Source organism: Pseudomonas sp. TE3910, from assembly GCF_056279025.1.
In genome coordinates this window covers 1,081,719-1,094,989 of record NZ_JBWBQN010000001.1, presented here as the reverse complement: position 1 = coordinate 1,094,989, position 13,271 = coordinate 1,081,719, and the positions used below count along the sequence as shown (strand labels likewise).

10 protein-coding genes and 2 pseudogenes are annotated in these 13,271 nt (G+C 59.4%); 7 read left to right on the top strand and 5 right to left on the bottom strand.

Going from position 1 to position 13,271, the window contains the following annotated elements; translation table 11 throughout:
* Positions 1–125 precede the first annotated feature (125 nt).
* Positions 126–1,271: pseudogene (gene nosP / locus ACZ9H3_RS04775) on the top strand (nitric oxide-sensing protein NosP); the annotation flags it as partial.
* Positions 1,219–3,855 (top strand): hybrid sensor histidine kinase/response regulator NahK/ErcS', encoded by a 2,637-nt coding sequence (nahK, locus tag ACZ9H3_RS04770; RefSeq protein ID WP_102053781.1) that lies wholly within the window; start codon positions 1,219–1,221, stop codon positions 3,853–3,855. The pseudogene nosP and the gene nahK, both read left to right, overlap by 53 nt.
* Here nahK and ACZ9H3_RS04765 read toward each other — a convergent pair.
* On the bottom strand, positions 3,833–4,840 hold the full coding sequence (locus ACZ9H3_RS04765; RefSeq protein WP_065758353.1) for an aldo/keto reductase: 1,008 nt from the start codon (positions 4,838–4,840) through the stop codon (positions 3,833–3,835). The two genes, nahK and ACZ9H3_RS04765, sit on opposite strands and share 23 nt — an antisense overlap.
* A gap of 273 nt (positions 4,841–5,113) precedes the next feature.
* Here ACZ9H3_RS04765 and ACZ9H3_RS04760 point away from each other — a divergent pair.
* The 3 genes and pseudogenes from ACZ9H3_RS04760 to ACZ9H3_RS04750 all read left to right on the top strand — a co-directional run.
* Positions 5,114–5,221: pseudogene (locus ACZ9H3_RS04760) on the top strand (IS5/IS1182 family transposase); the annotation flags it as partial.
* A gap of 96 nt (positions 5,222–5,317) precedes the next feature.
* A complete protein-coding gene (locus ACZ9H3_RS04755; protein ID WP_145991817.1) occupies positions 5,318–5,521 on the top strand; it encodes a hypothetical protein in 204 nt (67 codons plus the stop codon).
* Positions 5,522–5,793: 272 nt separating this feature from the next.
* Positions 5,794–7,413 carry a mechanosensitive ion channel family protein gene (locus ACZ9H3_RS04750; protein WP_476219900.1) on the top strand — a complete coding sequence of 540 codons (1,620 nt, stop codon included), beginning with the start codon at positions 5,794–5,796 and terminating at the stop codon, positions 7,411–7,413.
* A gap of 65 nt (positions 7,414–7,478) precedes the next feature.
* On the opposite strand, the gene ACZ9H3_RS04745 is transcribed toward ACZ9H3_RS04750, so the two are convergent.
* Positions 7,479–7,847, bottom strand: a complete 369-nt coding sequence (locus ACZ9H3_RS04745; protein WP_330523588.1) for a DUF5064 family protein — start codon at positions 7,845–7,847, stop codon at positions 7,479–7,481.
* Positions 7,848–7,857: 10 nt separating this feature from the next.
* Positions 7,858–8,766 carry a universal stress protein gene (locus ACZ9H3_RS04740; protein WP_476219898.1) on the bottom strand — a complete coding sequence of 303 codons (909 nt, stop codon included), beginning with the start codon at positions 8,764–8,766 and terminating at the stop codon, positions 7,858–7,860.
* Between the two features lie 311 nt (positions 8,767–9,077).
* On the opposite strand from ACZ9H3_RS04740, the gene ACZ9H3_RS04735 reads away from it, so the two are divergent.
* Positions 9,078–9,830, top strand: a complete 753-nt coding sequence (locus ACZ9H3_RS04735; RefSeq protein ID WP_065758358.1) for a carbonic anhydrase — start codon at positions 9,078–9,080, stop codon at positions 9,828–9,830.
* 70 nt (positions 9,831–9,900) lie between these two features.
* Here the strand turns inward: ACZ9H3_RS04735 and ACZ9H3_RS04730 are convergent, their stop codons facing one another.
* Positions 9,901–11,082, bottom strand: a complete 1,182-nt coding sequence (locus ACZ9H3_RS04730) for an acetyl-CoA C-acetyltransferase (RefSeq protein WP_330523590.1) — start codon at positions 11,080–11,082, stop codon at positions 9,901–9,903.
* A gap of 125 nt (positions 11,083–11,207) precedes the next feature.
* On the opposite strand from ACZ9H3_RS04730, the gene ACZ9H3_RS04725 reads away from it, so the two are divergent.
* Positions 11,208–12,110, top strand: coding sequence for a LysR family transcriptional regulator (locus ACZ9H3_RS04725; protein ID WP_099774899.1), 903 nt, complete (start codon positions 11,208–11,210; stop codon positions 12,108–12,110).
* Positions 12,111–12,112: 2 nt separating this feature from the next.
* Here ACZ9H3_RS04725 and ACZ9H3_RS04720 read toward each other — a convergent pair whose 3' ends face one another.
* Positions 12,113–13,234: an AI-2E family transporter gene (locus ACZ9H3_RS04720; RefSeq protein WP_476219895.1), complete on the bottom strand. Its 1,122-nt coding sequence runs from the start codon at positions 13,232–13,234 to the stop codon at positions 12,113–12,115.
* Positions 13,235–13,271 lie beyond the last annotated feature (37 nt).

The window sequence follows — 13,271 nt, the reverse complement described above, 5'->3', positions numbered from 1 at the left end:
CTGCGCCTGACACCCACGGCACTACAACCAACGACACGCCAACCCAGTACCCAAGTAGCATTCGGCCTGTGCTGCACCGCTCGTACACTGCCGCCATGAGCTATCGCCCCACCCAGGAGGCCGTTATGCAGCAGTTTCAGGCCGAAGGTGTCATCAGCGCCATGTCACGGGCCGCAGCCGCCGACGAGGTGGCGCAGGACCTGGCTCGGCAACTGCTGCACCCGCATTTGGGGTTTGTGCTGTTTTTCTGCTCGGCCGAGTACGACCTGCCAGCCTTGGCCCAGGCGTTGGGGCAAAGCTTTGGCGGGATCCGTCTGGCCGGTTGTACCAGCGCCGGGGAGATCACCCCTGACGGCTACGGTCGCGGGTGTGTCACGGCGCTGGGTTTCGATCATCGGCAGTTTTCCATTGCCGCCGAACTGGTCGATCACATGCAGCATTTCAGCCTGATCGATGCTCAACACATGGTTGAGCGTCTGGTCAGTGGTTGTCGGGGCAACACCCTGGCGCCGATCAAGGGCCACAGCTTCGCCCTGACCTTGCTTGATGGCTTGTCCAGTCGTGAAGAAATGTTCCTCGCTGCCCTCAGTGCGGCACTGGGGGATATCCCGCATTTCGGTGGTTCGGCCGGCGACGACAACTACTTGCACCACACCCATGTCTATTTTGACGGCGCCTTCCACACGGGCGCGGCGGTGGTGCTGCTGGTCAATACCTGGCTGGATTTCGAGGTGTTCACCACCCATCACATCCAGCCACGTACAGAGAAGCTGGTTGTCACCCGGGCTGACCGCAACCTGCGCCGTGTGTATGAGCTCAATGCCGAACCTGCGGCATTGGAATATGCACAACTGATCGGTGTGCCGGTCGAGGCGATCAATCATCGGACCTTTGCTGCGCACCCGCTGGCCGTTCGGCTCAACGAGCGCTTCTACGTACGGGCCATTCAACAGGTTCACGATGACTTGAGCCTGAGTTTCTACTGCGCGGTGGAGAACGGCATCGTGCTCACCGCCATGCACCCCGGGCCGCTGATACCCAACCTGGAGCAGTTGTTCGAAGGGCTGCAGCAGCGCCTGGGGCCGCTGCTGTTGACCATCGGTTGCGACTGCTTCCTGCGTCGCCTGGAGCTTGAAGGCAGCGATGACTTTGTCGCCGTCAGTACATTCCTGCGCGAACGCCGAGTGCTTGGCTTCAACTCCTATGGAGAACAGTTCAATGGCATGCACATCAACCAGACCTTCACCGGTGTTGCCATTGGACGGCCCCGAGATTTGCGCAGCGGAGCAAATTGCCCAGCTCCAGCGGGCCAATCAAAAACTGGCCAGGATCAATGCGGCGCTGATTGAACGCCTGGAGTCGGGGGCTGCGCGTCCTGACGATTCCTACGCGGCATTCCAGCACTCGGTCGTCCTGGCCGAGCAGGTGCGCGAGCGTACCGATGCGTTGAACCAGGCAATGGCTGAACTCAAGGCCAGCAATCATTTGCTCAGCGACGCCCGATTGCGCGCCGAGACGGCCCATCAGCATCTGGTCGATGCGATTGAGAGCATCTCGGACGCGTTCGTGTTGTTCGATCAGGACCTGCGTATCGTGTTGTTCAATAGCCGGTTCAAGGCCTTTTGGGCCGGTAGCCGGATCCGCATCATCAGTGGCATGCGCCTGGCTGAGGTCAAGCGCCTGATGCACAGCACCGGCCTGTTCGCCGAGGCGTTGCGCGGCTCGGCTGAAGAACACGCGGTGTACCGCCTGCATAACGGGCGCTGGCTGCAGGTCAGCGAGCGCCCGACCCGTGACGGTGGGCGGGTGATGCTGTTCACCGATATCACCGAGGTCAAACTCAGTGAAACCCAGCGCCGTGAACAGGCGCTCGCACAGAAAACGCGGCTGTTGCAACGGGCCGTCGACAACCTCTCCCAAGGGGTGGCGATGGTCAGTGCCGACGGTGTTCTCGAATTGTGGAATCGACGCTTTCTCGAACTCAGCGGGCTGGCACCGATTGCCGCCCATCGCGACTTCGCCGAAGTGATCGGCGACAGCGAATTGGCCTTGCTGACCCCCTCCAGTCGCGATGCCAATGGCCGCGCCATCCGTGAGCTGGAGCAGCGCCTGTACGATGGGCGCATGTTGGAGATACGTACTCATCCATTGCCCGCAGGTGGGTTCGTCAACACCTTCACCGACATTACCGAGCGTTACCAGCATGCTGAAGCACTGAGCGAAAGCGAGCGCTGGATTCGCCTGATTACCGACCACGTACCGGCGCTCATTGCCTACCTCAATGCCGATCTGGTCTACGAGTTCACCAACAAGGTGTACGAGCAGTGGTATTGCTGGCCACGCGGCCTGATGCTTGGCCAGAGCCTGCGCGAGGCGCACAGCCCCGAGCACTGCCAGCGCCTGGAAAGCTACGTTGAGCGCGCGCTGGCGGGGGAGAGCGTGACCTTTGAGATGGCTGAAACCAACGTCAACGGCCAGGAACGCTACATGCTGCGCTCCTATGTCCCTAATCAGTTGGCCAGTGGTGAAGTGGTTGGTATCTTCGTACTGATTCGCGACATCACTGAGCGTCGGCGTACTGCAGAGGCCTTGCACCAGGCCTATCAACACCTCGAAGTGCGGGTGCGCGAACGCACCGCTGAGCTCACAAGCCTCAATCAGCAGCTGTTGCGCGAGATCGAGGAACGACGCACGGCCGAGGCGCGGCTGCGGGAGGCCAAGCAGGATGCCGATCGGGCCAACCTGTCCAAGACCAAGTTCCTCGCTGCCGTCAGCCATGACCTGCTGCAGCCGCTCAATGCCGCGCGATTGTTTACCAGCGCGTTGCAGGAGCAGCCCAGCAGCAGCCCGGCGCTGGTGCGCAATGTCAGCAACTCGCTGGATGATGTGGAGAACCTGCTCGGTACCCTGGTTGATATTTCCAAGCTCGATGCCGGGGTGATCAAGGCCGATGTCGCGCCTTTCGCGCTGAGTGACCTGCTCGATAACCTTGCGGCGGAATATGCCCACATTGCCGACACTGAAGGTTTACGGTTGGATTACGTACCGTGCAGCCTGAAAGTGCGCAGTGACATCCAGCTGTTGGCGCGCATCCTGCGCAACCTGCTCAGCAACGCCATCCGCTATACCCCCCGAGGCCGTGTGTTGCTGGGCTGTCGTCGGCGCGGTAAGCGGTTGTTGATTGAGGTTTGGGATACCGGTATCGGTATTGCTGCCGACAAGCGCGGAGAGATCTTCCAGGAGTTCAAGCGCGGTGATGTTCAGCGCCCGGATCAGGATCGCGGTTTGGGGCTGGGGTTGGCCATCGTGGAAAAAATCGCCGGCATTCTTGGGCACCGGATCGCGGTACGCTCGACCCCGGGCAAAGGCTCTGTGTTCTCCATTGAAGTGCCGCGCAGCAAGCGCGGGCCTCGCAGTCGCATCGTAGCGCCACCGCTGGAGCCGTTTGTGGAACGCCTGCAGGGCGCGCGCATCTGGGTGTTGGACAATGACGCGGCGATCTGCGCGGGGATGCGCACCTTGCTTGAACAATGGGGGTGCGAAGTGGTGACCGCGCTGAGCGAAGCAGACCTGGCTCGCCAAGTGGCCACCGACCATGCCGGTGCCGACCTGTTGATTGCCGATTACCACCTGGATAACGACCGCAATGGTGTTGACGCCGTGGCGGCGATCAACGCCCGGCGGGCGACACCCTTGCCCGCCTTGATGATCACCGCCAACTACAGCAACGAACTCAAGCAGCAAGTGCGGGCCTTGGGGCACAGCTTGCTGAACAAACCGGTGCGGCCGATGAAGCTCAAGGCTGCCATCAGCCACCTTCTGGGCCCGGTACTCAGCGCGGCAGACGTCCGCTGACGAAGTGGCTGACATCGTTGTAGCCATGGGTTGAGGCATGGCCCGGGGTCACCAGCGCGTCGATGAAGGCTTCGTCTTCGGCGTTGATCTCGACCGACAGGGCGCCGCTGTAGGTGTCCCATTGGGCCTCGGTGCGCGGGCCAACGATGGCTGAACTGATCAGTCGATTGTTGAGCACCCAGGCAATGGCGAACTCGACCATGCCAACGCCTTTGGTTTCGGTGTAGGCGTGGATCTTCTGGGCGATTTCCAGCGACTCGGCTCGCCATTCCGTTTCCAGGATACGTTTGTCCTGGCGTCCGGCCCGGCTGTTGGCGTCAGGGGTGGCATTGGGCGCGTACTTGCCGCTGAGGACGCCACGGGCCAGTGGGCTGAAGGGGACGATGCCCAAGCCATGATGGGCGGCGGCGGTGAACTGCTCAGGTTCGGCCTGACGGTTGACGATGTTGTACAACGGCTGACTGACCACGGGTTTTGCAACACCCATGCGCTCGGCCAGGTTGACGATCTCGGCAATGCGCCAGCCGCGAAAATTCGACACACCCCAATGGCGGATCTTGCCCTGGCGCAGCAGGTCGCCGATGGCGGATACGGTGACCTCCAGCGGGGTGCCATGGTCTTCGCGGTGCAGGTAGTAGATGTCCAGATAGTCTGTGCCCAGGCGTGTCAGGCTGGCTTCGATGGCATTGAAAATATGCTTGCGGCTCAGCCCGCTGCGGTTGGGAACGCCATCCACGGGGCCGAAGCCCACCTTGGAGGCCAGCACCCAATCCTGACGATGGCGGGCGATGGCTTCGCCGACAATTTCTTCGGAGCGGCCGCCGTTGTAGACGTCAGCGGTATCGATGAAGTTGATGCCCTGGTCCCAGGCCTTGTCGATGATACGCAGCGAGTCTTCGGCGCTGGTCTGTTCGCCGAACATCATGCTGCCCAGGGTCAGCGCGGACACTTGCAGGCCGCTTTGGCCCAATGGACGGTAGATCATGATTGAAACCCCCTGTGCGTTTTGGATCCCATCTGTTTTACACAGATCTGTGAGGGATTAAAAGCATTGCTTGCAGGCCCCAGAAAGACACGTCGTGTGCGGCAGATGACGCAGTTCGGCGTGTTGATCATCGTCCTGTCGAATTGCAAATCCTTCTACGCCGGTTCGACCTCGGCCTCTATTGTTTGAAAGCCCCGCAGATCAACGTCTGCGGGGCTTTTCGTTGCGGGCCGGAGAACCGATAGTTCCAAAGCTATCTCATTGTGAGGGCTCCATCCAAAGGCGGGTGGCGGCCGTAAGCCTTATCAGTTGGAAACCATGCGGCACATCCACCTGCTGCAAGACGGGTTTTCGCTGAGCACCCCGGCCATGGTAGAAGCGACAGGTTCTCGGCCTCTTGTGTCGTGTGCTCCATATCGCCTATGAACGCAGGGTATATTGATTTTTATAATTTGTATTCATGAGGCTCCATAAGTCATGCGTATTGATTTTTCTATTTTTGGTTTGTATTTGGCCATTATTGGTTCATCGATGTTTTATGCGTTGTTCGTTGTGTGGGGCGTGACGGCAATAGTTCCGATTGAGGGTCATTACTATTGGGGTGTTGTTGGAGTTGTTTTTCTTATTATTGCTGCCTGCAGCTTACGTTTTTATGTTCCAAGGTTGCGTAATCTGTGGTAGTTAACGGCCCTGTTTTTCGCATGCTGGTGCATAACTCAACGAATTTATCCTGAAGACTGTCCGTCATTTGTCCTGCATATTGGCGGCATCACTCCACCAAAAAACAACGCTTTATGTGAACCGTCATGTTCGGCTGTTACCTGCGTCGCCCCGGAAAGGTCGACCTGAACTCCGCTCTCGGGAATAGCTCCCGCTGCCCCTCTGGCAACAGCGACTACACTGGCGAAAACACCATCTGCGATGGTCGTCTGTGTCGAGGGGGCTGAGAGCGTATGCGTAGTCGGGCGCTGGTAGGGATACTTTTGTGGTGCTGCTGGCTGATGCCAGCCTTGGGTGTTGCCGCCGACGCGCCAACAGAGCCACCGCCCAGCGCTGAGTTGAAGATCGCCAACCGCACGATTACGGTCTTTCGGGCATCGTTGCTTGGCGAAGTGCCGGAACTGCGGGTGAAGCACGCCACGGCAGTAATCAATGAGGCACTCGACAGCGCAGACTCGCTTGAGGTCAGCGTTGATCCGATGTTGAACAGCTATCTGGTGCTGATAGGGCCCAGGCGGGCTTTCATCATCTCTCCCAAGGACGTTGATGAACTGCAGTTCGAGTCGGTGATGCAAGCGGCACAGGGGGCTGCGGAGAATTTGCGTCTGGTCGTTGCTGAAACCCGGGAAGCGCGAAGTGTGCAGCAAATGCTCCGGGCTGCGCTGGCCTCTGCGCTGGCCTCTCTGCTGCTGTTTGGTCTGTTGTGGTTGATCTTTTTCATTCGCCGCAGGTTGCTTGCGGTACTGCCGGCATTGATGAAACGGCATGCGCTGTCGTTGAAGATTGGCCAGATGCCGCTGATCGACGCCAGTTACCTGTACCCCTTGATTAGCCGTGTCTTGTGGTTCGTGCGTTGGGTGCTGGTGGTGTTGCTCACGTACCAGTGGTTGGGCTTTGTGCTTTCACGCTTTCCGTATACGCGCCCTTGGGGTGAGAGCCTGAACAACTACTTGCTCAGCGTTGCCCAGTCATTGTTCGAGAGCATGATCGACGCTGTGCCTCGGCTGGGTGTTGTGCTGGCGATTTTCCTCATTGCTCGGGGCTTCAGTGGCTTTAGCAAAAGCGTGCTGCGGCGTATCGCCATGGCGGGTGTTTTCGGTTGGCTCAACGAAGAAACCCTGCAACCCACCACGCGCCTGACCTCGCTGGCCATCTGGCTGTTTGCTCTGGCAATGGCCTACCCGTACCTGCCGGGCGCTCATACGGAAGCCTTCAAGGGCCTGTCGGTACTGATCGGCCTGATGATCTCGCTGGGCGCCAGCAGTGTGGTCGGGCAGGCGGCGGCCGGGTTGATACTGACCTACACGCGTACATTGCGCCCAGGCGAGTTTGTGCGTATCGGTGAGCATGAAGGCACCGTGACGGAGCTTGGGATGTTTACGACTCGCATTCGTACCGGGCTTGGAGAAGTGCTGACCCTGCCCAATTCGATGATCACCAATGCGGTGACCAAGAATTACTCGCGCACCGTGCAAGGAGCTGGTTATGTCGTCGACACCACTGTCACCATTGGCTACGACACGCCTTGGCGGCAGGTGGAAGCGATGTTGTTGGAAGCTGCTCGGCGTACCACGGGCGTACTCGAACAGCCTCCACCGCAGGTGTTCCAGACGGCGCTGTCGGACTTCTACCCCGAGTACCGGTTAGTGGCGCAAGCCATTCCGAGCCAACCCCGTCCGCGTGCGGAGTTGTTGACCCTGCTGCATGCCAATATCCAGGACGTGTTCAATGAGTACGGCGTGCAGATCATGTCGCCGCACTATCTGGGCGACCCGCCCGAGGCGAAGTGGGTGCCCAGAGAAAAATGGTACAGCCCGCCCGCCGATCCGGACGGTGATCACCGGGCACCTTAGGCTCGCTGCTTCAGGGGGCGACTTGCGCTGTGGGTGCCAGGTAGATCAACCGACTAGGGCAGGGCTCAGAGCCCGTCTTTGTCCAGGTTATCCAGGTTGATCGGATCCCCTGGCTTGATACCCAGTTTGTCGCGAATATCCTTGAACATCGCGTCGTATTCGCTGTGATTGCGCATGATTGGGCTGGCATTGGGTGGTACGCCATTTTTGACCGCATGCTTGGCAATCAGGCTGGCAAAGTTGTGCGCGGTATCTCGGTGCATGTCGAACTCTTCGGAAAAAGCACGACCATTGACCTCCCCGGACATCGTGAAGTGCATCAGCATGCCTTCTTGGGGAACCTGACGGACCTCATAGAACACCTCAATGTCGAACGTTGGAACGCCAGGGATATTCGGGTTGTTAGTGCGACGCAGATGACCGGGTGTAAACATGGACGGTTCCTCAGGGTTCAAGTTTTTCTCGAGTTGCCAGTATGTTGCAGGGCACTTGATAGAGCACATTCTCGGTGGTGCTGCCTACTCGTTTATCAAGACCTGTGTGATGGGTGTTGCCCATGACGATGACGTCTGCGCGGTGCTGAGTGGCAAATTCGGCAATCGCCTTGACGGGGAATCCGGCAAGAAGGTGTTGTCGCTCAGGCGGTATCCCATAGTGTTCGGCAAGCTGAGTGAACGCATGCTGCAGTGCTTTGCGTACTTCACTGTTGAACCCTGGCATCGTTACCGTCCCGGCACCTGCATCGGTGATATGTGTGTGTGCCGTATCGTAGGCGTGCAGCAAGTGGAGCTCAGCATCGCATTGTTCAGCGAGCCGGGTAGCCGTCGCCATGATGCAGTCGTTGGTAGTTGAGGCCGGGTTTTGCGTGTGTTGTGGGGCGAGGTCCACGGCAGCGACGATGACACGTGGCAATGGGCATTGAATCTGGCTGACAAAATGCACAGCAGCCGGACATTCTCTGAGCAAGTGCCAATCCAGCGGCGTGATGAATACACGTTTGAGCAATGACTCATGGTGAACGTCTTTGATCACCAGGTCCGGCTGCAGCCGCTTCACCTGCTCAAGCATGTCTTCGTACACGGTACGGGTGAGCACCACTTCGCTGGTGACATCAATGCCGCTGCGGCGCATGACGTCAGCCTCATCGGCAAGCCACTTGCGGTGTTCATCCTGCAGTTGTTTGCGCAAGGCTTCGCCACCGCTCATCAGGCCCAGAATGTCGACATCTTCGATAAACAACGTGATGTGCAGGGCCGCCCCGGTAGCATCGGCAATTGCTTGCGCGCGCTGCATGGCGGGCGAATGGCGCATGCTCGGGCCGGCGATGAGAAAGATGCGCTGATATTGGCTCATGTGACACCTCCAACGGTTTGGATGGTCCGCTAGCTCCCCGGAATAGCGTGGGTCAATGAAGGTTTCAGGCGCGCACGCTTCACCGGCATCGACACCTTCAATATAGGCCGACATTCAGCGCATACGCAGAATAATGGCTGCTTTACGATAAGCAGTCATCGCGGGGGCTTGGCGGTCCAGGCGTCGACTGGATTGAAGCTTTACATGTCATAAGAGGAATTCTCCTACGGAGCTATCAGAATCATCCGGCGTTCACGGGAGGCAGATAACCGGAAAATGCGCGTTTTACGTGCTTCCGAGAAGGTATGCCCATGTGTGAATGTAACGAGCAACGCAATACGGCCAGCCAAGCCAGTCGCCGACAGTTTTTACGTTTTGGTGGCGGTGCCGCCTTGTTGACAGCTGGGGCGATGATGCTACCGGCCATGCCAGCAATAGCTGCACCCAAGGATGGCCCGTTACCTAAACCACAGAATGACCTCACGCCCGACCTGGCGCTGTCTCGGTTGATGGAAGGTAATCAGCGGTATGTCGAGGGCGTCGCCCGTCGGCATGACTTCCTCTCCGAGCGGGAAGCCTTGGCATCCGGGCAAAACCCCTTTGCGGCCATCCTCAGCTGTGCAGATTCACGCATTGCCCCGGAGTACGCCTTTGACAGTGCCCGTGGCGACATCTTTGCTGTGCGCGTGGCCGGCAATTTCGTTACCACCGATGGCCTGGCCAGCCTTGAGTACGCCGTAGCGGTGCTGGGCACCCCGGTGATCATGGTGCTGGGTCACGAAGCCTGTGGCGCGGTGAAGGCAGGGGTGCAGCGGGCAACCGATGGCACGACCTTCCCAGGGCATATCGACACGCTTGCCAAAGCCGTGGAGCCTTCGGTCAAGACTGTGATGGGCAAATCGGGCAATGTGCTCGACAACGCCATTCGCCAGAACGTTCTGGACAACGTCGAGCGCTTGAAAGGGGCGTCTGCGGTGTTGACCGAAGCCTTGGCCGCCAAGCGCTTGAAGATTGTCGGTGGGGTCTACGAACTGGCGAGTGGCAAGGTTCAGTTGCTGGGCTAAAACGCCAGCAAACACGCCGGTCAGCACACGCTTGTGCTGACCGGCGCTGTTCTATTGCACCTCGGCTTGATCAGTCGCGCTCAAGTGCCAGGGCAACACCCTGACCACCACCGATGCACAGCGTGGCCAGGCCTTTGTTGACATCACGTTTGATCATTTCATGCAGCAGGGTCACCAGCACCCGGCAACCGGAAGCACCGATAGGGTGCCCAAGCGCGATGGCACCTCCATTGACGTTGACCTTGTCTGCATCCCAACCCAGCTCTTTACCTACCGAGAGCGCTTGTGCGGCGAAGGCCTCGTTGGCTTCGATCAGGTCCAGTTGGTCCAGGGTCCAACCGGCCTTTTCCAGGCAGCGGCGGGTTGCGTCGACCGGGCCAATGCCCATGATTGCCGGGTCAACCCCGGCATTGGCGTAGGCTGCAATGCGGGCCAGTGCAGGCAAGCCCAAGGCCTTGGCTTTCTCTGCACTCATTAACAGCACCGCTGCTGCGCCGTCGTTGAGGCTGGACGCGTTGCCAGCAGTCACACTGCCGTCTTTCTTGAACGCCGGCTTGAGCTTGCCCAGGGATTCGGCAGTGGTTGCGCTGCGTGGTTGTTCGTCGGTGGCGAAGGCAATGGGCTCGCCCTTGCGCTGCGGGATCAGGATCGGTGTGATTTCATCGATGAAGCGACCGGCCTCGATGGCGGCACAGGCTTTCTGCTGGGAGGCCGCGGCAAACGCGTCCTGCGCTTCACGGCTGATCGCGTACTGCTCCACCAGGTTCTCGGCGGTAATACCCATGTGATAGTCGTTGAAGGCATCCCACAAGCCGTCACTGATCATGCTGTCGATCATGCTGGCATGGCCCATGCGCAGCCCCGTGCGGGCGGCCGGCAGCACATAAGGCGCCAGGCTCATGTTTTCCATGCCGCCGGCGATGATCACCTCGGCGTCGCCACACCGAATGGCCTGGGCACCGAGGTGCAGCGCCTTGAGGCCTGAGCCGCAGACCTTGTTCAGGGTCAGTGCCGGCACCGCATGGGGCAGGCCGGCGAGAATCGCCGCTTGACGTGCCGGGTTCTGGCCACTGCCAGCGGTGAGTACCTGGCCGAGGATGACTTCATCCACTTCACTGCCGCAAATCCCGGCCTGTTGCAGCAGGTTGCGTATCACCGAAGCACCCAGCTCCGTCGCAGGGATCGCGGCCAGTGAGCCTTGAAAACTGCCGATCGCGGTGCGGGTGGCGGCGACAATGACGACTTCTTGCATTGACTCTCTCCGTGTTCAGGGCCATTTGTGCTGAAGTGTTGCGCCAATACATATATTTGTTAAATTGATTTTTAAGATGAATTGATCGATAAACCTCAATAAAACGCAGCGATACAGGAGCAGTCATGACGGTCAAGCAGATACGGGCCTTTTGGGCGGTGGCGCAGAGCCTGAGTTTTGCCGTGGCCTGCGAGCGGTTGCACCTGTCGCAATCAGCGCTGAGCCTGACCATCAAGTCCTTGGAGGAGGGGTTGGGTGGGCGATTGTTCAGCCGCACCACGCGCACGGTTACCCTGACCCCGGAAGGCGAGTCACTATTGCCCCTGGCCCGCCGTCTGATCGCCGACTGGGACAACGCAGAGGATGAAATCCGCCAGCGGTTCACGCTCCAGCGGGGCCGCGTCACCCTGGCGGCGATGCCATCGTTCGCCTGCAACCTGCTGCCGCCGATCCTGAAAACCTTTCGTACGCGATACCCCAAGGTTGGCGTCACGGTAAACGATGTGATCAACGAGCAGGTGGTGGAAATGGTCCGCGATCGCCAGGTGGAACTGGGTGTCGCTTTTGAGCCGCTGCAGAGTTCGTCACTGGCGTTTACAACGCTGTACCGTGATCGATTCGTTGCCGTGGTGCCGCTTGACTCGCCGCTGGCTGAACTTCAGGAGGTCGACTGGCAAACCTTGCTTGAGCAGCCCTTTATTACCTTGCAACGCCCCTCAAGCGTGCGGGTGATGCTTGAAGATCACCTTCAAGCGCGGCAATTGAAGTTGGCGGTGGAGTTTGAAAGCCATCAGCTTGCGACCGTTGGCCGAATGGTTGCCAGCGGGCTGGGTGTCAGTACGGTACCGGCGTTGTGCGCCAGGCAAATGCAGGAGTTGGGCGCACGGTGCATTACCTTGCGCGATCCGGTGGAGCGGGCAATTGGCGTGTTGACCAAGCCCGGCCATGAGCTTTCGGCTGCGGCGCAGGCGCTGTTCGATATTCTGCTGGGCGCGCAGCCCGACGCACAGATGCCCGGGTGGCCGTGAGCTCAGTCGGCGGGCGGTTTTTCCGGCGTGTCACTTGCGTCGGGACCGTCATCTGGCAGTGTCTGATAGACCCAGTTCATGAAGAGCTGATACCCCACCGCCAGAATCACCGGCCCGATGAACAACCCGATGATGCCGTTGCTCAACATCCCGCCCAAGGCGCCAATCAGCACAACCGGCATCGGCACCGCCACGCCTCGTCCCAATAGCAGGGGTTTGAGAATGTTGTCCGAAAGCCCGGCAAATATCATCCAGGCCGTGAAGACGATGGTCGCGACGCTCACGCCATCATGCGCGAACACATAGATCACAATGGGCAGGAGGATCAAGATCGTCGGCAGCTGGGTAATGCCCAGCAGCAACACGACCAGTGACAGCAACCCGGCTGCGGGCACGCCCATCGCGACCAGGCCAATACCCACCATCAACATCTGGATGAAGGCAATGCCCACAACGCCCTGGGCCACTGCACGGATGGTGGCGGTGCACAGCGCTGCAAGCTGTGTGCCGCGCTCGGCGCCGGAAATGCGTGAGGCGATAGCCACTGCACTGTGCTGCAGACTGTCGCCTTTTGCCATCATCAGGCCGGCGATCATGAGGGCTGCGACAAACACCAGGACGCCCGTCCCGATGCCCGCAAGCTGGACCAGCAGGGTTTTGCTGACCCCTTTGATATGGGGGGCGATCTGCGAGTATGCCCAGCTCAAGTCATTGGACGCACGGCTCCAGATACCAAACAGGGTTTCGCCGATCAAAGGCCAACTGCGCACCGAGTCTGGCGGTGGAGGAATTTCGAGGGCCTGGTTATGTAGCGTCTGCATGCTGTTTTGTACGGAGTTGGCGACTGAGCTCCCCAGCAAGCTCAACGGGCCGATCAGGCAGGCGAGCCCCAGCAGAATCAGCAGAATGCTGGCCAGCCCCGGTCGATTGCCGAATACGACCGCGAGTTTCTGATTCAAGGGGTAAAGTGTGATTGCCAGGATCACTGCCCATAGCATCAGGTTCAAGAACGGCTGGAAAATCTGAAAGCACCAGCTCACCAGCACGGCGATCATCCCGGCACGAATCAGCACGTCCAGCAGCTCATGACCGCTGTTTACACCAAGGAAGCGGTTTGCAGGCATACGTATGTCCCTCCTGAACGGGATCGGAACGCCGCCA